General features: G+C 49.2%; 18 protein-coding genes. 8 read left to right on the plus strand and 10 right to left on the minus strand.

Annotated features, from left to right (window positions below):
• The first annotated feature begins 82 nt into the window (after window positions 1-82).
• Together ldhA and M0415_RS13070 are read left to right on the plus strand one after the other, a co-directional pair.
• A complete protein-coding gene (gene ldhA, locus M0415_RS13065; protein ID WP_249556138.1) occupies window positions 83-1,072 on the plus strand; it encodes a lactate dehydrogenase LdhA in 990 nt (329 codons plus the stop codon).
• A gap of 67 nt (window positions 1,073-1,139) precedes the next feature.
• A complete protein-coding gene (locus M0415_RS13070) occupies window positions 1,140-1,877 on the plus strand; it encodes a dienelactone hydrolase family protein (RefSeq protein ID WP_249556139.1) in 738 nt (245 codons plus the stop codon).
• Between the two features lie 102 nt (window positions 1,878-1,979).
• Here M0415_RS13070 and M0415_RS13075 read toward each other — a convergent pair whose 3' ends face one another.
• Entirely contained in the window at window positions 1,980-2,507 is a 528-nt protein-coding gene (locus M0415_RS13075) for a DUF3332 domain-containing protein (protein ID WP_011718124.1), read from the minus strand.
• Window positions 2,508-2,753: 246 nt separating this feature from the next.
• Window positions 2,754-3,299, minus strand: coding sequence for a mechanosensitive ion channel family protein (locus M0415_RS13080; protein ID WP_249556140.1), 546 nt, complete (start codon window positions 3,297-3,299; stop codon window positions 2,754-2,756).
• A 100-nt stretch (window positions 3,300-3,399) separates the two neighbouring features.
• On the opposite strand from M0415_RS13080, the gene M0415_RS13085 reads away from it, so the two are divergent.
• The 4 genes from M0415_RS13085 (at window position 3,400) to ahpF (ending at window position 8,494) form a co-directional block, all read left to right on the plus strand.
• Window positions 3,400-4,143: a spermidine synthase gene (locus M0415_RS13085; protein ID WP_249556141.1), complete on the plus strand. Its 744-nt coding sequence runs from the start codon at window positions 3,400-3,402 to the stop codon at window positions 4,141-4,143.
• 89 nt (window positions 4,144-4,232) lie between these two features.
• The gene (locus tag M0415_RS13090) at window positions 4,233-5,768 is read left to right on the plus strand and encodes a leucyl aminopeptidase (protein WP_249556142.1); all 1,536 of its coding nucleotides are present in this window, start codon (window positions 4,233-4,235) and stop codon (window positions 5,766-5,768) included.
• Between the two features lie 341 nt (window positions 5,769-6,109).
• Entirely contained in the window at window positions 6,110-6,679 is a 570-nt protein-coding gene (gene ahpC, locus M0415_RS13095) for an alkyl hydroperoxide reductase subunit C (RefSeq protein ID WP_011621596.1), read from the plus strand.
• 237 nt (window positions 6,680-6,916) lie between these two features.
• The gene (gene ahpF, locus M0415_RS13100; RefSeq protein ID WP_249556143.1) at window positions 6,917-8,494 is read left to right on the plus strand and encodes an alkyl hydroperoxide reductase subunit F; all 1,578 of its coding nucleotides are present in this window, start codon (window positions 6,917-6,919) and stop codon (window positions 8,492-8,494) included.
• A gap of 73 nt (window positions 8,495-8,567) precedes the next feature.
• On the opposite strand, the gene M0415_RS13105 is transcribed toward ahpF, so the two are convergent.
• From M0415_RS13105 to brnQ, 6 genes are all read right to left on the minus strand, one after another.
• The gene (locus M0415_RS13105; RefSeq protein ID WP_089067075.1) at window positions 8,568-8,987 is read right to left on the minus strand and encodes a GNAT family N-acetyltransferase; all 420 of its coding nucleotides are present in this window, start codon (window positions 8,985-8,987) and stop codon (window positions 8,568-8,570) included.
• Window positions 8,988-9,000: 13 nt separating this feature from the next.
• Window positions 9,001-9,330 carry a hypothetical protein gene (locus tag M0415_RS13110; protein ID WP_249556144.1) on the minus strand — a complete coding sequence of 110 codons (330 nt, stop codon included), beginning with the start codon at window positions 9,328-9,330 and terminating at the stop codon, window positions 9,001-9,003.
• 38 nt (window positions 9,331-9,368) lie between these two features.
• Window positions 9,369-11,093 (minus strand): single-stranded-DNA-specific exonuclease RecJ, encoded by a 1,725-nt coding sequence (gene recJ / locus M0415_RS13115; protein ID WP_249556145.1) that lies wholly within the window; start codon window positions 11,091-11,093, stop codon window positions 9,369-9,371.
• Window positions 11,094-11,184: 91 nt separating this feature from the next.
• Window positions 11,185-11,910, minus strand: a complete 726-nt coding sequence (gene dsbC, locus M0415_RS13120) for a bifunctional protein-disulfide isomerase/oxidoreductase DsbC (RefSeq protein WP_011621591.1) — start codon at window positions 11,908-11,910, stop codon at window positions 11,185-11,187.
• A gap of 150 nt (window positions 11,911-12,060) precedes the next feature.
• Window positions 12,061-12,963, minus strand: a complete 903-nt coding sequence (gene xerD / locus M0415_RS13125) for a site-specific tyrosine recombinase XerD (protein ID WP_249556146.1) — start codon at window positions 12,961-12,963, stop codon at window positions 12,061-12,063.
• 82 nt (window positions 12,964-13,045) lie between these two features.
• Window positions 13,046-14,461 (minus strand): branched-chain amino acid transport system II carrier protein, encoded by a 1,416-nt coding sequence (brnQ, locus tag M0415_RS13130; protein ID WP_055647416.1) that lies wholly within the window; start codon window positions 14,459-14,461, stop codon window positions 13,046-13,048.
• Between the two features lie 526 nt (window positions 14,462-14,987).
• Between brnQ and M0415_RS13135 the strand changes: the two genes are divergently transcribed.
• A complete protein-coding gene (locus M0415_RS13135; RefSeq protein ID WP_249556147.1) occupies window positions 14,988-15,713 on the plus strand; it encodes a tRNA1(Val) (adenine(37)-N6)-methyltransferase in 726 nt (241 codons plus the stop codon).
• A 57-nt stretch (window positions 15,714-15,770) separates the two neighbouring features.
• On the opposite strand, the gene M0415_RS13140 is transcribed toward M0415_RS13135, so the two are convergent.
• Complete coding sequence (locus M0415_RS13140; RefSeq protein WP_088210273.1) at window positions 15,771-16,766, minus strand: response regulator; 996 nt, start codon at window positions 16,764-16,766, stop codon at window positions 15,771-15,773.
• Window positions 16,767-16,768: 2 nt separating this feature from the next.
• Complete coding sequence (locus M0415_RS13145) at window positions 16,769-20,122, minus strand: MHYT domain-containing protein (RefSeq protein ID WP_249556148.1); 3,354 nt, start codon at window positions 20,120-20,122, stop codon at window positions 16,769-16,771.
• A 400-nt stretch (window positions 20,123-20,522) separates the two neighbouring features.
• Here M0415_RS13145 and srmB point away from each other — a divergent pair, with 400 nt between their 5' ends.
• Window positions 20,523-21,785 carry an ATP-dependent RNA helicase SrmB gene (gene srmB / locus M0415_RS13150; protein WP_249556149.1) on the plus strand — a complete coding sequence of 421 codons (1,263 nt, stop codon included), beginning with the start codon at window positions 20,523-20,525 and terminating at the stop codon, window positions 21,783-21,785.
• The last annotated feature ends 18 nt before the right edge of the window (window positions 21,786-21,803 follow it).

The raw sequence follows: 21,803 nt of genomic DNA on the forward strand, positions 1-21,803 counted from the left end.
GGTAAATTCATCACCAGAGGACAAACGTCGCCGAGTCACATACACTCAGTGCCAGTAACAATGTAACCTTTAGGTGATTGAAATGAGAATTGGATTTTTTAGCGCAAAACACTATGACATGCAGCATTTTAACCGTACAAATGCCGCATTTGGTGCGCAAATTGAGTATTTCGATTATCGCCTCTGCATGCAAACCGTTAAGCTTGCCGAAGGTTTTGAGGTGGTGTGCGCCTTTGTTAACGATTCCCTCTGTGAAGAAGTGTTGGTCGAGCTTGCCAAAGGTGGCACGAAAATCATTGCCATGCGCTGCGCGGGTTTTAACAATGTCGACTTAGTCGCCGCCAAACGCTTGGGCATGCAAGTGGTCAACGTGCCCGCGTATTCCCCCGAATCTGTGGCCGAGCATACTGTCGCCTTAATGCTGACCTTAAACCGGAAAATCCATAAGGCCTACCAACGCACCCGTGATGCGAACTTCTCCCTTGAAGGCTTGGTCGGTTTTAACATGTTTGGCAAAACCGTTGGCGTAATAGGCACAGGTAAGATCGGGGTCGCCACGATTAAAGTATTGCTCGGTTTTGGCTGTAAAGTCATAGCTTTTGACCCTTACCCAAATCCTGCGGTCGAAGCGCTCAATGTGGAATATCAGGATCTGGATACCATTTATGCCAACAGCGATATTATCAGCCTGCATTGCCCATTAACCGCCGATAACCACCATCTGCTGAATAAAGAAAGCTTTTCCAAGATGAAACCCGGCGTCATGGTGATCAACACCAGCCGCGGCGGTCTGCTCAACGCCTTCGATGCGATGGAAGCCTTAAAGCTTGGCCAGATTGGCTCCTTAGGGCTCGATGTGTATGAAAACGAAAAAGAATTGTTTTTCGAGGACAAGTCGAACCAAATCATTCAAGATGATGTGTTCCGTCGCCTATCCGCCTGCCATAACGTGATTTTTACCGGTCACCAAGCCTTCCTTACCGAAGAGGCGCTAGGCGCGATTGCACATACAACCCTGAGCAACGTCAAAGCCCTACTCGCGGGCGAGCGCTCTGGTAACGAACTGTTTTAACTGACAGAACCATACCTGACTGCTAAAGTGAGGCTTCAACATTGAAGCCTCACAGAGGAAACTAAATATGTTAGTGACTCAGCAAACTCAGGATATCAACACGCCCACAGGGCCGATGCGCACTTATGTCTATCGCCCAGATGCCCCAGGGCAATTCCCCTGCATCCTCTTCTATTCTGAGATTTTTCAGCAAACCGCGCCCATCGCCCGCACCGCGACTATTCTCGCAGGCCATGGTTTTGCGGTGTTAGTGCCAGAAGTCTTCCACGAGCTTAATCCGATCGGCACAGTGCTGGCCTACGACGATGTGGGTAAAGATAAAGGCAATGCCGATAAATTTGCCAAGCCCTTAGAACAGCACGACAGCGACACCCAAGCCCTTATCGATTTTGCCCGTCAGCAGAGTTATTGCACTGGTAAAGTCGGCAGTATGGGCGTGTGTATTGGCGGCCACTTAGCCTACCGCGCCGCACTCAATCCCGAGATTTTGGGGGCGTTTTGCCTCTATCCGACCGACATTCACTCCAATACCCTGCCCTGTGCCTACGGCAATGACTCACTGAGTCGCAGTGGCGATATTCAAGGGGAATTAGTGTTAGTGTTTGGCAAGCAAGATCCCCATGTATCGCCCGAAGGTCGGGTATTGATCCACCAACAATTGATGGCTAAAAACCGCAATTTCAGTTGGTTAGAGGTTAATGCTCAGCACGCCTTTATGCGTGATGAGGGGGAGCGCTACGATCCCGCGCTGGCGCTGCAAATGTATCAACAATCCGTGGCGTTTTTTCACCGAGTATTGAGATAGGCGAAAGTATCAAGCCAACCCCTTAACCAATATGATTAATGGGTTGGCTTAGCGAAATGCTTAACTCTGAGCCTAAGCCTCTAAATCTTTACACCTCAGGGCTTACCCTTGTAAACGACTTTGGCTATAGGCCACCAGCTCTTGGTTGCTCACGCGGGCAATAAAAGTCTCGTCGAGGAAAAAGTCCACATCATCCCCCGATTTACGGCCCGACAATAATTGAGTGCTGCCATCTTCGTAGGCTAAGGTCATAGTCACAGTGTGCTCATCCGGATAGGCAATTTGCGCCTGAGTCAGTTTAACGGGCGCCGATTTCAGCTCATCACTCACATGGGGATTTACCTTAAAAATCGCGTCCACAGGCATATCAACGACCGCAGGGGATTTATCGGTGATCGGGTTCTTGCCCGTCCAAAACTCAATAGTGTTAACAATAAACAAATCGCCCGTTGCCGCCAGACCATACACTGGGCTTAACAGAATAAATAAGCCAGCACGGCCATAACGGTTATCCACCGCGCTTAAGTTGCCCTTAGTCACCATTTGGCTCAGACCCATTTGTCCCATACAACCGGTTAATTGTGTGGTTAACAGTGCGCCAATCGTCACGGCTAAGAGTTTAGATTTCATTCGATTCGTTCCCTTGGTAAAAACAAAAACACGAATTCTAAGGATTAGACAGAGCTAAACCGTGCGACGGGGCACAAACCTAGGTAAACAAAAGGGAGTGAATGTAAGCAAGTACGCTGATTTTGTTATGAAAAACACTTCAAGCAAGTAAAGCTCACGGGAAGATAATAAATCTCATCAGTTCATGACGCGCCGACAACAGTTTGCTAATAAATGTACTGCTGCAGCGCACATAAAGGAAAATAGTTACTCGAGGTCGAGTTTCTTTTTGCCATCCAGCAACGCTTGGCGCTCGTGGAGCGGCGCTTGATCCGCCAGCTTTAACACCGCCTTTTGCAACATCAAATTGTTGGGATAAGTGATGGTATCGCCATTATCCCTAAGAATAAGTACATGAAATAGCGCGATTTCAATAATCACTCCGCTGATATCTTCATCCTTATCCACCACCCGAATACGTTCACCAATTCGATACGGGAACACAAAGAAAATCAGCACACCAGCGGTTAAATTACTCAGTATCGACCACTGAGCGACTAAGGCGACGCCCATCACCGCAAACGCGGAGGAGACGAAAAGCGACACGTCCTGATAACCCAAGCCAAGGGATACCGCCATCAAAGACAGAGTGATAAAAAACATCACATAGGAAATAAACCGAGTGACAAGACTGGTACGGGCGGCACTCACCTGCTTCATCAATGAGAGTTTTTTCACCCATTGAGTTAAGGCACGCTGCAAAAAGAGAAACACCGCAAGATAAATACAGGCAAGCAGGATTTGATTTGTCATAATAGCCACTTAAAAAACGAAACCAGCTGAATTCTAACTTTTTTGCACCAGCAGTTATAGAGTCCCAAATCAGCCCAACGCAAATAGAGTAATAAGTACTATGGCCGACGCCACTTTGCTACACGAAACCCAAGATGCCCTAGGGCCGATCCGCGTGCTCGACTATGGTGATACCCGCGTGCTGTCCTTTGGCGACAATGATGAGCAGAGCAAGATTCTTAAAACCGCCCCGCACATCCCACAACATACCTATGTGCAAGGCATGTTACTGGTGTTGTTGTTTTGCCAACCCAAAAGCGCCATCGTACTCGGCCTTGGCGGCGGCGCCCTCATTCATGCCCTGCGCCGCTTCGATGCCGCAATCAAGCTTACAGCGGTTGAACTTCGCCCGGCGGTGATTGAACTTGCCAAGCGTTATTTCCAATTACCGATTGGCAAAAAGCTTAATCTCATCAACGAAGATGCCGTCGCCTTTATGGCATCGGCCGAGCATAAAAAGGTCGATGTGATTTTCGCCGATATCTACAGCGCCAAAGGGGTCGACACAGGGCAGCTCGCGCCCACTTTTCTTCAGCAGTGCACACAGCTAATTAAACCCAATGGTTATTTAGTGTTGAATTGCTGGAAGGAGCACAGCCAAAATCGCGAGTTACTCGCCGATCTGCAGCACCATTTTGCCCACGTGCATGCCTGCCTCACCAGCGGGGGCAATTGGGTGATTTTTGCCAGTCAAACACCACAATCTTTGGGCGCGTCGGCGCTGAAAAGTCAGGCGCAAACCCTGTCACAACAGCTGGATTTTGCCCTTGAACGCTCACTGACTCGTTTTGGCCCTTGGATTTAAGATTAATCTCAGTCAAATGGCTTAAATTAGTTAACCCTAAGACTCAGCTTTGCTATGCTTCACACTCTCTATTGATATGAGCTGTCACCATGAAAAATAAGAATAAATTGTTGTTAAGCGTTATGGCGCTGGCGTGCCTTAACTCTCTCAATGCTAACGCCGAAACCTTTAGTTTTGACACTCGTAACTCACTCAATTCCGACACATTAGTGCTGTTCCAAAGCGCTGATTCGACAACCTATAGTCTCGATTTTTTACCCCAATCGACCCAAGACCAACTCAACCTTGCGGTCGCCGACAACAGTTTTGCGGGTAAACGCGGTGAAATCCTCGAAATCCTAGTCCCGAGCGAAATAGACGCTAAGCGAGTATTACTGGTTGGGATTGGCGATGCTAAAACCCTAACACCCGGTGAGATCAATACCTTAGGTGGCAATATTGCCGCCAAGCTTGAAACAGTGCCTCAAGCGACTGTGCGTGTGCTGACCCAAGGCTTAAGTAACGCGCCGCTGTTTGGCTCAGAACTGGCCCACGGCATTGAACTGCGCAGCTACCGCTACACTCAATTTAAAGCCAGCAATCGCGCCGAGAAGAACTATCAAATCGGGGTTGATGACTTAAGCCAAAACCAAAAACACCATAAGAATCTGCAAGCTATCGAAGCGGGTGTGTTTTTAGCGCGGGATCTCACCAATGCACCAGCGGGAATCATGTATCCCGAAAGCTTTGCTAACGAGGCTCGTAAACTTAAGTCCCTCGGCGTAAAAGTCACAGTACTTGAAGCCAAAGACATTGAACGCTTAAACCTCGGCGCCTTAGCCGCTGTGGGTAAAGGCAGCGAGCGTCCACCTAAGTTAGTTGTCGCCCACTGGCCCGGCAGCAAAGAAGCGCCGATTGCTCTGGTGGGTAAAGGCATTACCTTCGACTCTGGCGGCTACAATATCAAGGCCACAGGCACCTCTATCGCGCGGATGAAGTCCGATATGGCGGGCGCGGCGACCGTGCTCGGCACAGTCAAAGCCATGGCCATTCAAAAGGCGCCGGTAAACCTAGTCGCGATTATGCCGATGGCGGAAAACATGGTGTCGGGACATGCGATGATCCCAGGCGATGTGATTAAAACTGCCCAAGGCCTCACGGTTGAAGTGCTCAACACCGATGCCGAAGGCCGTTTAGTATTAGCCGATGGCCTCTGGTATGCCCGTGAGAATTACCGCCCTTCGATTATCGTCGATGTGGCGACCCTCACTGGCTCGAAAGTGGGCGCGCTGGGTAGCGTTTATGCGGGATTGTTTACCGATTCTGAGCCGCTGGTGCAGCAGCTCACCTTTGCGGGTCAACAGGTGGGTGAAAAAGTCTGGCGCTTGCCGTTAGATCAAGCCTACGACGATGAGCTGAAATCCACCATCGCCGATTTAAAGAATACCGGTAAAGAAGGCAGCGCGGGGGCATCGTCTGCCGCCATGTTCCTCAAACGCTTTGCGGGTGAGCAACCTTGGGCTCACCTCGATATCGCTGGCAACGCCTTAACCGCCACCGATACAGCCGTCGTGCCAGCCGGCGCCACTGGCTATGGCGTGCGCCTGCTCAGCACTTGGTTAACTCAGCCTAAAGCGCAAAACTAACGCTATATTGTGAGTTAACTTCATCCAAACCCACTCAAGCCGAGTCTGTGGTTGGTTTGAGAAGCTAGATTAAGGGATATCGTCGATATCCCTTTTTTATTGCCCTACACTTGTGCCACTTCATTAAAGTAAACAATCAATTAGCCGCTAGGGCGCGCCAGTACTGAAAAATCGATTAATCCCCCATCTCAATCCCGCCAAATTCGATAAAACCGATTAGGATAATAGTTTTTATGCGTTATATTTATGATTCTGGGCTGGGTAATATGCTTCACATCAACGGGACACAAGTTAAGTGCCTCGTACTTAATTCACCATAATCAACTAAATGGAAGCATAAAATGACTCAGTCAATTATCAACAGCACAATCAAACCATTCAAAGCCACTGCTTACCACAATGGTGAGTTCGTACCTGTAACTGAACAAGATCTGTTAGGTAAATGGTCAGTTGTATTCTTCTATCCAGCAGACTTCACTTTCGTTTGCCCAACTGAATTAGGTGACATGGCGGATCACTACGCTAAGTTACAATCTATGGGCGTTGAAGTTTACTCAGTATCGACTGACACTCACTTCACTCACAAGGCATGGCACGATACTTCTGACACCATCAAGAAGATCAACTTCCCAATGCTGGCTGACCCAACTGGCGTGATCAGCCGTAACTTCGGTGTGATGATCGAAGAAGAAGGTTTAGCACTGCGTGGTACTTTCGTTATCAACCCAGAAGGCCAAGTGAAAGTTGCTGAAATCCATGACTTAGGTATCGGCCGTAGCGCTCAAGAGCTGGTTCGTAAGATCCAAGCGGCTCAATACGTTGCCACTCACGATGGCGAAGTTTGCCCAGCTAAATGGCAACCAGGTGACGAAACCTTAGCACCATCTTTAGACCTAGTAGGCAAAATCTAATCTAGCCTAACAAGAGTCAACCCCGCCAACCTAGCATCTCAAGCTAGTTGGTACCGCAGTAAGGTGGCAATTGCACGAATCCCCATGAGCTTAGTCTCTAAGTGATTGGGGTAAGTGATGCAGCCAACGCCATTGCGGTGCCAAATAGGAAGAGATAACCGCCCCCTGCAAGGTTCTAGGTTGGCACCCTCGCGTTTTTCTCTCTTTTCAATTTTTTATACTGATTTTGGAGTCATCATGTTAGATGCGAATTTAAAAAATCAACTGCAAACCTATCTGCAAAACCTCAAGAGACCAGTTGAACTTGTCGTGTCAGCAGATGAAAGCAGAAAGTCTCAAGAATTAAAAAGCTTAGCCAATGACATCGTTAGCCTTTCAACATTAGTGAGCCTCAAAGAAGCTCAAGGCCCCCGCACGCCAGCGATGACAGTGGTTAACCCAGAACTCAATACTCAGATTAGCTTTGCTGGTCTGCCTATGGGTCACGAATTTACCTCACTCGTGTTAGCCCTGCTGCACACGGGTGGACACCCCATCAAACTCAGCGACGAAATTATTGAGCAGATCCGTAATCTGCCTGGCAAATATGAGTTTGAAACCTATGTGTCACTCACCTGCCAAAACTGCCCTGATGTGATTCAGGCGCTGAATATGATGGCCGCGATCAACCCGAACATCACCAACGTGATGATCGACGGAGCCCTGTTCCAGGATGAAGTTGCCAGCCGCAATATCATGGCCGTACCCTCTGTGTACTTGAACGGTGAAGTGTTTGCCGCGGGTCGCATCAGTATTGGTGAGATCTTAAATAAACTCGATACTGGCGCAGCCAGCCGCAAAGCGGAAGAACTCAGCCAAAAAGCCCCATACGAAGTCTTAGTCGTCGGTGGTGGCCCCGCTGGTGCTGCGGCAGCGATTTACGCTTCCCGTAAAGGTCTGCGTACCGGTGTGGTGGCCGATAAATTCGGTGGCCAAGTCGCCGAAACCGTTGGCATCGAAAACTTTATTTCGGTTAAAGCGACTGAAGGTCCAAAACTGGTGGCTAACCTTGAAGCCCATGTGCGTGACTATGAAGTCGATATCATGGATAACCAAAAAGCCGTTAAACTGGCGAGCGATGGTTTATTCGAACTCGAACTGGCAAGCGGCGCTAAACTGCGCAGCCGTACCATACTACTGGCAACCGGTGCCCGCTGGCGCGAAATGAATGTCCCCGGCGAGAAAGAATACCGCGGTAAAGGCGTAGCCTACTGCCCACACTGTGACGGCCCATTATTTAAAAGCAAACGTGTTGCAGTGATCGGTGGCGGTAACTCAGGTATCGAAGCAGCCATCGACTTAGCCAACATCGTTGAGCATGTCACAGTACTCGAGTTCGATAGCAAACTGCGCGCCGATGATGTGCTGCAACGTAAAGCGGCTTCTATGGGTAACATAAAAATCATAACCCAAGCGATGACCACTGAAGTAACAGGTGACGGTACCCGTGTTAACGGCCTGAACTACACCGACCGTGCAACGGGTGAAAGCCATCATATCGCGCTGGCTGGTATCTTCGTCCAAATCGGTTTAGTGCCCAATGCCGAATGGTTAAAAGGCACTGTGGATTTGACTCCTCGCGGCGAAGTCATCGTCGATGAGCGCGGCCAAACCTCAGTACCTGGCGTATTTGCCGCAGGTGACGTGACTAACTCACCTTACAAGCAAATCATCATCGCCATGGGTAGCGGTGCCAATGCCTCACTGGGTGCGTTTGATTACTTAATCCGCCATAGCGATGACAGTACCGAAACCACAGCGACTAAAGCGGCTTAATCGTTAACGATTAATCCCTTAACTAAAAAGCCAGCTTATGCTGGCTTTTTGTTTTAGTGCTAACAATCCGGTTCTACAGGTAAGCATTCTCAAGTCGAATTTGCATTAAGGTTTCTGGTGTATCGACCGCTTTGAAACCAAATTGCGCATAGAGTCCATGGGCATCGCGGGTGGCGAGCATTATGCGTCTTAATCCTTGCAGATCAGGATGTTCCATAATTGCTGCCATCATCATCTTACTTAAACCTAAGCCGCGGTGAGATTCGAGGACAAACACATCGGCAAGGTAGGCAAAGGTGGCTTTATCGGTAATCAGTCGCGCAAAGGCAAGCTGCTGATTATCCTGATCAAACACCCCAAAACATAAACTGTTGCCAAGCGCCTTTCGCAAGAGTTCTGGCGGCATCCCCTGCGCCCAATAACTGTTGGCAATAAAACCATGGATAAGCTCAAAATCCATTTCCGTTTGCGCTGTGCTGACTCGATATTCCATCACTCGCCTCGATTTAGCTGTTGTTGACGCTTACCAATAACATGAAAGCCATGGCAAATAACACTAATTTAGCTAATGAATACAAGGCCCCCGCCAGAGTGCCACCGCCATGGTTAGTAAATGCCAAGTGGCGATTCATTTCATATTTAAATAAATGGGCGAGATGACGATAAGCCAAAAAGTAAAGCAGTGAAGCGGCAGGCCAAATGCCAATAATCAGCATTTGGCCCTGTTCCTTGGTCGTCAAAAGTGCTGACAGAAAGGGAATACTCAGAAACGCCGCATATATCCAAGCGAAACGCTTGAGTAACTGACGAATTTTTTTATCCGATAACGGCTTCAACTGAACTCCTTTTCATCTTACTTCCCCGCAATCACTGACTACATTGGCTCGATTTGCTCGACCATCAACTGCAGGGTGAAATTACCGCGATATTCATTTACATCCAGCTTATAAACGATGCGCGCATGTTGAATCGTCGCATCGGGCCAAGTGTGTAAATCCACATTAAAGGCAATCGCATCTAACATCACGGTACTGCATGGGGTTTCAAGCACTAATTTAAGGTGGCGCTCCCCCACAATCCGCTGCTGGATAATCTTAAAATAACCATCGAATAATGGCTCCTCGAAGGACTGACCCCAAGGTCCCGCATTACGCAGCAACTGGGCGATTTCGAGGGTAAGTTCCGTCGGTGTTAATTCACCATCGGACCAAAGCTCACCCGTGAGCTGCTCAGGCTTTAACAGTTCACGCACCGCATCATCATAGGCTTTGGCAAAGGTTGCAAAGCCGCCAGATTTTAAGGTCAAGCCAGCCGCCATCGCATGACCGCCAAATTTGCTGATAAGCCCAGGATGGCGGGAGTTAACCAACTCCAGCAGATCGCGCATATGCAAGCCTTTGATAGAACGCGCCGAGCCTTTAATCTCACCATTACCCGCGTCGGCAAAGGCGATAACGGGTCTGTGGTATTTATCTTTAATCCGCGAAGCAAGAATACCGATAACCCCTTGGTGCCAATCCTCTTGAAAGAGGGCAATGCCCCACGGGAGTTGCTCTTCATTAAGCTTTAGATATTCAAGGCTTTTCAGCGCCTCTTGCTGCATCCCGACCTCAAGCTCACGTCGCTCTTGGTTGAGGCTATCGAGTTCTGCCGCCATCCGCCTTGCATACATGATGTCTTCGCACAGCAAGGTTTCGACCCCAAGCGCCATTTCATCCAGCCGGCCGGCGGCATTGAGCCGAGGCCCTACGGCAAAGCCAAAGTCCGAGGCAACAATGCGAGCTGGATTACGTTTGGCCACTTCGAGTAAGGCGGTAATGCCTACGCGGCATCGACCACTGCGTACCCGCTGCAATCCCGCCTCGACCAGAATACGATTGTTGGCATCGAGCGACACCACGTCGGCCACAGTGCCAAGGGCAACAATATCCAGCAGAGTACCGAGGTTGGGCTCGGCAATGCCGCGGGCTTGATACCAATGACGAGCGCGCAGCTCTGCCCTAAGCGCCGTCATCAGATAAAAGGCAACCCCGACGCCAGCAATGGATTTACTGGCAAACTGACAACCGGGCTGGTTGGGATTCACTATGGCATCGGCCGCCGGTAACTCATGGCCGGGTAAGTGATGGTCGGTGATCACCACCTGCATGCCAAAGGCTTTGGCGGCGGCAACCCCCTCAATCGAAGAAATACCGTTATCAACAGTGATAAGTAATTCTGCCTGTTTGGATGCCGCCACGGCGACAATCTCAGGGCTTAGGCCATAACCGTAATCGAAACGATTGGGGATCAGATAATCGACCTTACTCGCGCCCATCATCCGCAGCGCTAGCAAACACACACTGGTCGAGGTAGCGCCGTCGGCATCGAAATCGCCGACGATCAGTATCGACTTATCCTGCTGCATCGCATCGGCAATCAACTTAGCGGCCGGCTCCAAGCCCTTCATTGTATCGGGTCTTAACAGGCCTTTGAGCACCAGTTCGCATTCGTTGGGCATAACACCACGGCGGGCGTAAAGCTGTCTTAATAACGGCGGAAGGTGAGCGGGTAAATGGCTATCATCAACGGTTGGACGACGGACTATCTTATGGATCAAGGGAGCAAACTCTTAAGCAATCATGGGGCTAAGATAACAAAAAGGTGAGCCTTAAGCTCACCTTTAATGGGATAAATTTATCCGAAATGGATTATTTGCGAGCTTCTAAAGTACGCAATAGATCGGCAGGTGGTTGATATCCTGGGATCATATTACCGTCTTCCAATACGATTGCAGGCGTGCCGTTAACGCCAAAGCTGGTACCTAGCTCGTACTGCTCGGCAATCTTGGCATCACAGGTCGCGGCAGACACTTTTTTGCCCGCCTTAGCTTCTGTCATGGCCTTTAATGGATCCTTAGCACACCAAATAGCCTGCATTTCATCGGCATTGGCAGATGGTACGCCAGCACGTGGGAAGGCTAAGTAACGCACGGTAATGCCAAGCTTGTTGTAATCGGCCATTTGGCTATGTAACTTACGGCAGTAACCACAGCTCACATCGGTAAACACAGTCACAACGTGTTTTTCATCCTTGGCTTTATATACCAGCATATGATCTTCAAGCGGCTTCATCATCGCCAGACGAGGTCCTGCAAGCGCCGCTTCCGTCAGGTTTTTCATGCCCTTATCAATATCGTATAAATTACCGTGGAACAGTTTTGAACCATCGCGGCTGATATAGAGCACGCCACGGTTGGTCATGGCTTGATATAAACCTTCGATCGGTGAATCCTGCATTGAAATCACTTCAACGTCTAACATCTCGCTGAGTTTTTGCTTAATCGCAGCTGTGTCGGGAGTGGTCGCCGTAGCGGCGCTGGCCAGAGGCGCAACAACAAGCGCGAAAACTAAAGATAATGCTCGGGTCAACTTCATGGGACTTCCTATTAAGTAAATCGCTACTGCGACATATGGGTCATCTTATTAGACCCTGTATGGGGGCAAAAAGTTACAGACAAGCTAGATAGAATGCAAATTTATACTGTAACTAAATTCAACCATTCGCGGTTTTGTGAAGGATACAACTTAACCGCGAGGATGATGCTGTTGGTGCAACTCTTGTAATCTCGCTCGCGCCACATGGGTATAAATTTGAGTCGTCGATAAATCACTGTGACCTAAGAGTAATTGCACCACCCTAAGGTCGGCGCCATGGTTAAGTAAGTGGGTGGCAAAGGCATGGCGCAGCGTATGGGGCGAGAGTTCAGTTTCGATGCCGGCGCGGCTCGCGTAGAGCTTGATCCGATGCCAAAAGGTTTGCCTTGTCATCATCTGTGCCCGCTTCGAAGGAAATACCACATCGGACTGGATATTGCCCAAGAGTTCGTGGCGCGCAAAGCTTAAGTAACGCTCAATCTCGGTAATGGCCAGCTCGCCCATGGGCACTAACCGCTCTTTACCGCCCTTACCCACAATCCGCACTAAACCTTGGCGCAAACTCATCTGCTCCAGGGTAAGCCCCACCAACTCACTCACCCGCAATCCTGTGGCGTATAAGAGTTCAAGCATGGCTTTATCACGGCACTCGACGGGGTCGTCCACATTGGGCTCGGCCAGCAATCTATCGACCTGTGACTCACTTAAAGAATCTGGCAATTGCCGACTCAATTTGGGCGATTCAATCAGCGCCATAGGATCGCCAGCAATCTGTTTGGTCTGCAATAAATAAGTGTAAAAACGCCGTAAACTGCTAAGTAGACGTGCGCTACTGGTGCGGGCAAATTGTTGTTCGACTCGGTAGGCTAAATAGGCGCGCACATCGGCTTGCCCCACCTCGATTAACCGCAGGCCTTGGCTCTGTTGATAGCGGTCAAAATGGCGTAAATCGGTGCGATAGGCACTCAAGGTGTTATCACTTAAGCCCTTACTGGACCAAAGATCATCGAGAAAGGCATCGATAAGCGGATCGCACTGATAGGTTTTAGCCACAAAAACTCCATAAAAAAACGGCGTATTCTAAGGATACGCCGTTGATATTAACTCAATTGTTCTGCTTGTGGCAGCGTCTTGTTTATGCCGCGCTGACCGCTTTCGCACCGCCGCGACCAAACAATAAACACAGCACGATCACGACTAAGGTGGGCAGTAACCACGCCATGCCTTCTTCGTACAGTGGCAGGATAGACAGTGTAGGAGACATACCGCTAACGAGATCGATAAAGCTCTGCGCCGCTTCGGTAATGCCTTTACCGTCTTCACCAGTGAGGCCTTTTGCCGCGACTTTCATCCCATCGAAAATACCAAACAGCAGCGCTACAGACAGTGCTGCACGGTGTGCAAACTGTGGACGCGGGAAGTGTTCGGTCAAGAAGGTCACCGCCACTAAGGCAATCGCCACAGGGTAAACCGCCATTAACACTGGAATACTGATAGCAATTAACTGAGACAGGCCCACGTTTGCGATCAAGGCACAGATGGCACTCAGCAGAACCACTAAGAAACGGTAAGACAGCTTTGGCATCAGCTCATTGAAAAACTCAGAGCAGGCACTCACTAAACCGACCGCCGTGGTTAAACAGGCTAAGGTCACAACGGTCGACAGTAATACTGTGCCTAAACTGCCAAACTCACGAGTCACATAGTTAGTTAAAATCTCGCCACCGTTTTTAGCGCCTACGGCAATATCACCCGCCGTCGCACCTAAAAAGAACAGAGATACATAAACAAAAGCCAGACCTGCCGCCGCAATAAAGGCTGCGCGGATCAAGTATTTAGTTTGCGCGCTAGGCTGGTCGATCCCCTTTTTACGCAGCAGATCGATAATCAACATACCAAACATCAAAGATGCTAGGGTATCCATGGTGTTGTAGCCTTCGAGGATACCTTTGGTCAGCGGATGGTTTTGGTAGTCACCCACGGCCACGCCAACTTCTGCAGCGGGCAAAAACACCACAGACAGGGCTAAACCCACCAGCAATAACAACAAGATAGGCGTTAGTACTTTACCGACGCTGTCGAGTAATTTACCGGGGAACAATGCCAGCAGCATAGTCACAGTAAAGAAGCACAGGGTATAGATAAGTTGCGACAGATTTAGCGACAAACTGCCGAGCATAATGGTCGCACTCGTATTGTCGATAAAGGGCTTAGCGCCGATTTCATAGGCCACAAGGCCCGTACGTGGCGCCGCAAACGCAGGTCCAATAATAATATAAATCGCGATGGCCAATGCAGTTGCCGCAAACACTGGTAGCATTGCCATAACCTTACCTTGAGCCTTAGCAACAGCAATGAGCCCGACTAAAGGTAAACCTACGGCAGTGATGAGAAAACCTAACATAGCAAGGGGCATATTCTCCCCGGCCAACATGCCCGCAAAGGGTGGAAAAATTAAGTTACCCGCCCCCAAAAAAAATGCGAATGTCATAAAACCTAAGCCTAATGTATCCCCGATACTCATCTGATTGTCTTGCACGGAAAGCCCCATCTTGTCTTATTGTTTTTAATAAACTTAAGTGATTATGTGTCGATTAGCCATAGCTAAAACAAAGCCCATCCGGAGTGCAAATCTATGTTTACACAATTCCGTGGTAAATATGTGCGATATCTGCTGAGTTTATAAACAAAAATGAACTAAAAATTGGCTTCACTGCCGATTTATTCACCTAAAAACCCGTTCACCTATCCGTTAATCATAAAATTGATTAAAAATGGGGGCGAAACTAATATCAGAATTTAAAAACCAATACAACAGACAAGATTGTTTTCACCTAAAAAAGCCCTGCAATGCTAATTAACTGCTAACAATGCGTTACCGGGGTAATAAATTAAACCGTTAATTAAGTGAACTTCGACTCAAAACAGCATAAAAAACACAAAAACTAGATCTAAATGGAAGAATGAACTTATTTGTATCAGGCACAAAAATCTTAGCGAATATGCGTTATGCCCTTTAAAATAACGCCAGCCCTTATGGGCAAGCTCTTTATTATTCACTTAATGATGTAATTCCCATGGCATTTACCTTTAAACAATTCCACATTGACGACCTTAATTGCGGCATGCCCGTCAGCACCGACGGCGTGATATTAGGCGCATGGGCTCCCCTATCGCAGGCTAAGCATATTCTCGATATTGGTGCGGGAAGTGGATTGTTAAGTTTAATGGCGGCGCAGCGTAGCCAAGGGCAAATCATCGCTGTCGAGTTAGAAGAAAACGCCGCAGCGGCCTGCAAATACAATATGACGCAAAGTCCGTGGGCGCAGCGCTGCCAGCTTATACATGGCGATATTCAGCACGTTTGTCAACAACCTGAGTATCAAGGGCATTTCGACCATATCATCTGCAACCCGCCCTACTTTGAGCATGGCCCCAAGGCAAACGAGCAACATAGGGCAATGGCGCGCCACACTGACACTTTAGGCTTTACGCCCTTACTCGAAGCGATAAATCAGTGCCTATCGCTTGAGGGTTACGCCAGCCTTATTTTGCCCATCCAAAGCCTGACGCGCTTTAAGGCTTGCCTAGATCAGACTGAATTTTATCTTGCGGAGGAAGTGAGGGTTAGCAGTGTGGAGAATAAGGCCGCCAATCGCGTGTTACTGCTGTTGGCTAAGACTGCGCAGACTAAAAGTCACGATGAACCTTGCCAGCACACAGAGCTCACTCTACGCCGAGAAGATGGCCGCTATACCGAGCAAATGATTGCCCTGACCAAAGATTTTTATCTAAAACTGTAATTCAAACGAGTGATAAGGCTCCCAGCAAGAGCCTTATCTTTTGTCGCTAATCTAATATCAGCTATCTATCCATTTATTTTTAATCTCTAGCACTTTATCTAAGTTATCGGTAAATAAGCGCACCAACTCAGGGTCGAAATGCACCCCGCTCTGCTCCTGGATATAGTCCATGGTCTTCTCAACTGACCAAGCCTCTTTATAGGGGCGTTTACTGGTCAGGGCGTCAAACACATCGGCGAGGGCAACTATGCGTCCTTCTAAGGGAATGGCTTCGCCTTTCAATCCATTAGGATAACCAGTGCCGTTCCATTTCTCGTGGTGAGTTAAAGACACGGATTTCGCTAACCGTAGCAGCTCAGAATCCGCCTCACCGATAATCTCGGCGCCGATATGGGGATGGGTTTTCATAATGGCAAACTCTTCATCGGTCAACTTTCCCGGTTTGAGCATAATGCTATCGGGAATACCGATTTTACCAATGTCGTGCATGGGCGCAGCATGTAATAAATCATCCGCCTGCGCCTCACTCAGGCCGTAGGCCAAGGCCAAAATTTTAGAATAATGGCTCATGCGCAGCACATGGGTGCCGGTTTCATTATCTTTATATTCGGCGGCGCGACCTAAACGTTGGATCACTTGCAAGCGAGTGCGGCGCAATTCATCGGCCTGCACTAAGGATAAATGGGTTTTCACCCGCGCCTTGACTACGGTGGCCGAAATCGGCTTCACAATATAATCCACCCCGCCCACGGCAAAGCCCGCCGCTTCATCGTGCTCATCATTCAAAGCGGTGACAAAAATCACAGGGATCGACTGAGTCTCTGGGATATTTTTCAGCAACTGACAGACTTCTAACCCCGTCATATTGGGCATCATAATATCCAGTAGGATCAGCGATGGCAGCTCAGTTTGCGCGAGGCGCAGGGCTTCTTCGCCACTTTTGGCAAAGATAAGATGGTAATCCTGATGTAAAACTTGCTTGAGCACCCGTAAGTTAACGGGCTCATCATCCACCAACAATAAGGTTTTCTTATGTTCAGATGTAGACTGCATTGCTACTCCTTATTCGCGGTGATAGAACGCCGTAACTCGGTCAATTCGTTATGGGCAATATCAAAATCAAAGTTGTCTAAGGCTTCGGTAATCATGGCCACATGAAGGCGCAGATGCTCATCAATACGAGCGGTAAGCGCCTCAAGATCAGACTCTTCAAAACTATGGTGCGCAATCGATGCTAGCAAGGCATCAATATGCGCTAATAATTCTGCGGGATCGCTTGTCCCCACATGGACGGCGGATACGCTGGCCGATGGCATTGTGGTGCCCTCGATATAATCCCCAATCTCGACGAGGGAGTCGCTTACCTTAGCAACAATGGCCTCCATGGCTTCACGCGAAGGTGACTGAGCTTGCGCCAACTGCTCTAACTGTCCAAAGTGCGCCATCCACTGCAATAGACCCAAATTCCCACTGACGCCTTTCAAACTATGGCTTAGGAGCTTAATGGTCACAGTATCTTGGTCACTTATCGCCTGTTGTAGCGCTTGATTTTTCTCTGGCCATTGGGCAATAAACTTCATCAACTCTTTGATAAATTGCGGTTTAGAACCCCACAATTTCACGCCCTTGGCTTCATCGACTAATTGCGTGCTAGCAGGCTGCGAAGAGACAAATTCGGCCTGAGGCGGATTAAGCTGCAACACTCTGGCAATTTCCCGCGTCAGCAGCGCAAAATCGATGGGCTTATTCGCAAAGCCATCCATACCGGCTTGCTCGGCGGCGCTCTTATCTTGCTCTAGCACGCTCGCGGTTAACGCAATAATTGGCATTCGGGGTAATTGAGATGCGACTTCTTGCTCGCGCCGCATCTTCGCCGCCGTCAGACCATCCATGACAGGCATTTGTAGATCCATCAGCGTGATATCGATGTCGGCTTTTTGCATCCGCAGCAGCGCCTGTTCACCATCGCGGGCGGTGATCACTTTATGCCCTTGGCGGGTTAACCATACGGACAGGAGATCGATATTCTGCTGAATATCATCGACCACTAACATCGTCAGTGGCGGTAATGACCAGTTATCGTCGTGCTGGCTCGATAGCGGCTCAAAGCTAGGTTGCAAGGGAATAGTAAAGCGGAATGTACTGCCTTGGCCGAGGGCACTTTTCGCCTCAATCTTACCGCCCATCAACTCAACCAACTGTTTACTGATAGTCGTGCCAAGCCCTGTGCCACCGTATTTTCGGCTCATGGACACATCGGCCTGGGCAAATGCCTCAAAGACCCGATTTAGCTGCTCGGGTGACATACCAATTCCGGTATCGACAATCTCGAAGCTAACCAGAGACTCATCCTGCGGGAAAACGTTGACCGTGACTTTGCCTTCGCAGGTAAATTTTACCGCATTACCAATTAAGTTGATCAGCACTTGGCGGATGCGCTCCGGCGAGCCAATAAAGTTCGCCGCCATCGTCGGCGCGATATTAACCTCGAGGGATAAGCGCTGTTTTTTCGCCTGCAACCACAGGGTTGAAATCACAGTATCGATTTCATCGGTTAAACAAAACACGCGGTTTTCTAACTCGAGTTTGCCCTTGTCGAGCTTGGCGCTGTCGAGCACATCGTTGAGTAGATGCAACAAGGATTTGGCGGAGCGATTGATGGTGGAGAGCTGTTTTTGCTGATCAACATCTAATACTGACTCCAACAGAATATCGCTAAAGCCGATGATGGCATTCATTGGCGTGCGGATCTCATGGCTCATGTTGGCTAAGAAGGCCGCGCGGGCCGCAGCCGCCTGCTCGGCATTATTCTTCGCCGTCACTAGGTCCTGCTCCATCTCCTTACGCTCGGTGATATCCATCAGGAAGCCGTCAATCCACACCTCTTTGCTGGTTTCATCGAGGATATAATTGCCGTGCTCGAACAACCAACGCACCCCGCCATCTGCGCGGATAATGCGATATTCCATCGAAAAGGTCGGCGGCTGCGCTTGGGCGTAAATGGTTTCAATATCGTCCGGATGATAGAGATCCGAGAAGAAACGTTTCGGATGGGGAAGCTCGAAATCCTCGGCGGGATAACCAGTGATATTTTGCACTGCGTCGCTGATAAACACCATGGGCCAGCCCTCAGTGCTTTTACAGCGATAGGCAATGCCTGGAATATTAGTGATCAGCGAGCGAAACTTGGCCTCATTGTTTTTAAGCTCTTGCTCCATCTCATTACGTTGGCTGAGATCGGAAATAAAGCCGACAAAGTAATGGGCTTTGCCCTGCATCACATGGCCAATACTTAGGCGCACAGGCACTAAATGGCCCGCCTTATGTTGCGCCTCGACCTCACGCCCCGTGCCGATAATCTGCGCCTCACGGGTTTTCACGTACTGGGCTAAATAACCATCATGGTTCGGCCGAATTGACTCGGGCACAATTTTCTTCACATTCGCGCCCAGTAACTCGGCGGATGACCAACCTAAAATAGTGGTCACCGCTTTGTTCACATTCACTATGATGCCTTGCCCATCGATCGTAATAATCCCATCGACGGCGGTATTCATCATGGCGCGCATACGGTCTTCGTTTGATTTTGCGAGCAAAGACAGGTCTTTATACTTAAAAATCACGTTCACAATCAGCACTAAGCAGATGATGATAACAGTGATCACCGAGACGCCGAGCGCCAGATAAAACGAGATTTCCGAGGTCTGCTGGCTCAGCTCCAAGCCTTCGGGTTTAACGAATCGCGCCGCCGCCATGCCAGTGTAATGCATGCCCGAAATCGCCAGTCCCATGACGATACTGGCGATAAAATTACAGCTAATGCTATTCATATTGGAGGAAATAAGCTGATTCAGCCCAGTGCGAACCCACAGCGCAATAATGGCCAGTAATACGGCGACCACGATAGACAGCGCAAAAATCCATGGGTCATAACGCAGTAATGGCGCCATCTCCATGGCCGCCATCCCCACATAGTGCATAGTGCCAATCCCTGCGCCCACTAAGGTGCCGCTAATTAACACTTGGGAAAGTTGAAAACTCGGCTTAGAGAGCAAATTCAGCGCCACCCATGAGGCACCAATACTAGGCAAAAGGGATAATGCCGTGAGCCCAAAGTTATAGGTCACGGGCGAACATAAATCGAAGGCCAACATTCCGATAAAATGCATCGACCAGACCCCACCGCCGAGGACGACGCTCCCCGTCAGTAACATGATCTGTTGCCGCGCTCTCGATTGACTCTGCACCGCTTGAGAGGTGACCTGAAAGGCCATAAAGGCGGCAAAAATCGCAATCAGAATGGAGATAGTGACTAGCAGGGGATTGTAATAGACATTCAGCAATAGGCTGTCTTGGGAAGAAATAAAAAACTGCGATAACCAATCAAAAGCCATATGTTCCAAGCCCATGTTTTAGAAACGTAAAACCTAATCGTAACCAACATTCGAATACGCCAATCCAAGCAGGGCTAACGCTTGGGTACTATGGGATGCGCTCATCAACCATAGGCACTATTTATTGTTAAGCTCCAGCTAACATCCCATCAATCCTTCGAACTCTCTCAACAACAGCCAATTTTTTACAATGTTCTCTTTATCTTATACATCTTTTGCAAAATGTCTGCCTTCAAATGTAATAGAGTACGGTAAAATCCACTCCTAACGGCCGCCATCAACGATGGCTTAAAGTAGGTAGACCCGCACTGCATCGGCCAAAGCACGGAAAAGTAAACCCTCTCCCGATTAAATTATTTAAGTTAACGGTTATAACCTTTATAATGCTTGGCTATTATTCGTCGAGACGCCGCGCATGCAATTTGAAGATTTTCAGCTTGACCCTAGCTTATTAGAGTCACTTAAAGCCATGGGGCACCTGTCGCCCACCACCATCCAGCAAGAAACCCTGCCACATGCCCTCGAGCAGCGGGATATTTTGGCGCGCGCCCCGACGGGTACAGGTAAAACCGCCAGTTTCTTATTGCCTGCGTTGCAACACTTAATCGACTTTCCCCGTCGCTATTCTGGCCATGCGCGAATTTTGATCCTGACGCCAACCCGTGAGTTAGCCAGCCAAATTCACCGTTATGCCTGCCACTTAGCCACAGGCCAAGGGCTGAATATCGCCATCATCACTGGTGGTGTGCCCTACGCGCCGCAGGAAGAAGCCTTAAAAGACAATATCGATATACTGGTCGCGACTCCTGGTCGTCTGATGGAATATTTAGATAGAGGCAAATTCAGCGCAGAATCGGTCGACATATTGATCATCGACGAAGCCGACCGCATGCTCGATATGGGTTTCTCCGCTGTGGTGAAAGCCATCGCCCTCGAAGCCCAAGGTCGTAAGCAAAATATGCTGTTTTCGGCCACCCTCGAAGGCAGTGGCGTTATCCGTTTTGCCCGCGAAGTGCTTAACGACCCTATCGAAATCGATGTCGACGCACCGCGCAAAGAAAAGGCTAAGATCCACCAATGGATCCACCTTGCCGATGATAAAGAACATAAGATTGCCCTGCTGTGCCATCTGCTCAAGCAGGAAGAGGTTAAACGCGCCATCGTATTCGTAAAGACTCGCGATGTGGTTTCTAGCCTCGAAGGTCAGTTGCTGAAAGCCGGTATTCCCTGCGCCTTTATGCGTGGCGATATGGAACAGAAGAAACGCTTCCAAGCCTTAAGCCGCTTTACCAAAGGCGAAGTGAATGTGTTACTGGCAACCGATGTAGCCGCTCGTGGTATCGATATCGACGATATCACCCATGTGATTAACTTCGACATGCCACGTTCTGCCGATAGTTACATCCACCGCATTGGTCGCACTGGCCGCGCGGGCGCGAAAGGGACGGCGATTTCATTAGCCGAAGCCCACGATATGCGCATTGTTGGTAAGATTGAGCGTTATATCGAGCAGCCGCTTAAGCGCCGTATTATTGAGGAACTGCGTCCTAAGCACAAAGAAGCGCGTGTACCGACCAAGAAAAAAGCCAAGGTGAAAGCTAAAGAAGCGGCCAAGCGAACCAGCAAGAAAGAGGCCGCGAAAAAGGCCACTAAAATTGCCCGCAAGAAGCAAGCTTAACCCCTCCCAAAAGCCGCG

It is taken from the genome of Shewanella sp. 10B, assembly GCF_023475885.1.
GTDB classification, from domain to species: domain Bacteria; phylum Pseudomonadota; class Gammaproteobacteria; order Enterobacterales; family Shewanellaceae; genus Shewanella; species Shewanella mangrovisoli.

Bases quoted from the DNA above. Each gene is read 5' to 3' on its own strand.
- ldhA (WP_249556138.1), top strand. From the start codon at position 83: ATGAGAATTGGATTTTTTAGCGCAAAACACTATGACATGCAGCATTTT.
- M0415_RS13070 (WP_249556139.1), top strand. From the start codon at position 1,140: ATGTTAGTGACTCAGCAAACTCAGGATATCAACACGCCCACAGGGCCG.
- M0415_RS13075 (WP_011718124.1), bottom strand. From the start codon at position 2,507: ATGAAATCTAAACTCTTAGCCGTGACGATTGGCGCACTGTTAACCACA.
- M0415_RS13080 (WP_249556140.1), bottom strand. From the start codon at position 3,299: ATGACAAATCAAATCCTGCTTGCCTGTATTTATCTTGCGGTGTTTCTC.
- M0415_RS13085 (WP_249556141.1), top strand. From the start codon at position 3,400: ATGGCCGACGCCACTTTGCTACACGAAACCCAAGATGCCCTAGGGCCG.
- M0415_RS13090 (WP_249556142.1), top strand. From the start codon at position 4,233: ATGAAAAATAAGAATAAATTGTTGTTAAGCGTTATGGCGCTGGCGTGC.
- ahpC (WP_011621596.1), top strand. From the start codon at position 6,110: ATGACTCAGTCAATTATCAACAGCACAATCAAACCATTCAAAGCCACT.
- ahpF (WP_249556143.1), top strand. From the start codon at position 6,917: ATGTTAGATGCGAATTTAAAAAATCAACTGCAAACCTATCTGCAAAAC.
- M0415_RS13105 (WP_089067075.1), bottom strand. From the start codon at position 8,987: ATGGAATATCGAGTCAGCACAGCGCAAACGGAAATGGATTTTGAGCTT.
- dsbC (WP_011621591.1), bottom strand. From the start codon at position 11,910: ATGAAGTTGACCCGAGCATTATCTTTAGTTTTCGCGCTTGTTGTTGCG.
- brnQ (WP_055647416.1), bottom strand. From the start codon at position 14,461: ATGGGGCTTTCCGTGCAAGACAATCAGATGAGTATCGGGGATACATTA.
- M0415_RS13135 (WP_249556147.1), top strand. From the start codon at position 14,988: ATGGCATTTACCTTTAAACAATTCCACATTGACGACCTTAATTGCGGC.
- M0415_RS13140 (WP_088210273.1), bottom strand. From the start codon at position 16,766: ATGCAGTCTACATCTGAACATAAGAAAACCTTATTGTTGGTGGATGAT.
- M0415_RS13145 (WP_249556148.1), bottom strand. From the start codon at position 20,122: ATGGGCTTGGAACATATGGCTTTTGATTGGTTATCGCAGTTTTTTATT.
- srmB (WP_249556149.1), top strand. From the start codon at position 20,523: ATGCAATTTGAAGATTTTCAGCTTGACCCTAGCTTATTAGAGTCACTT.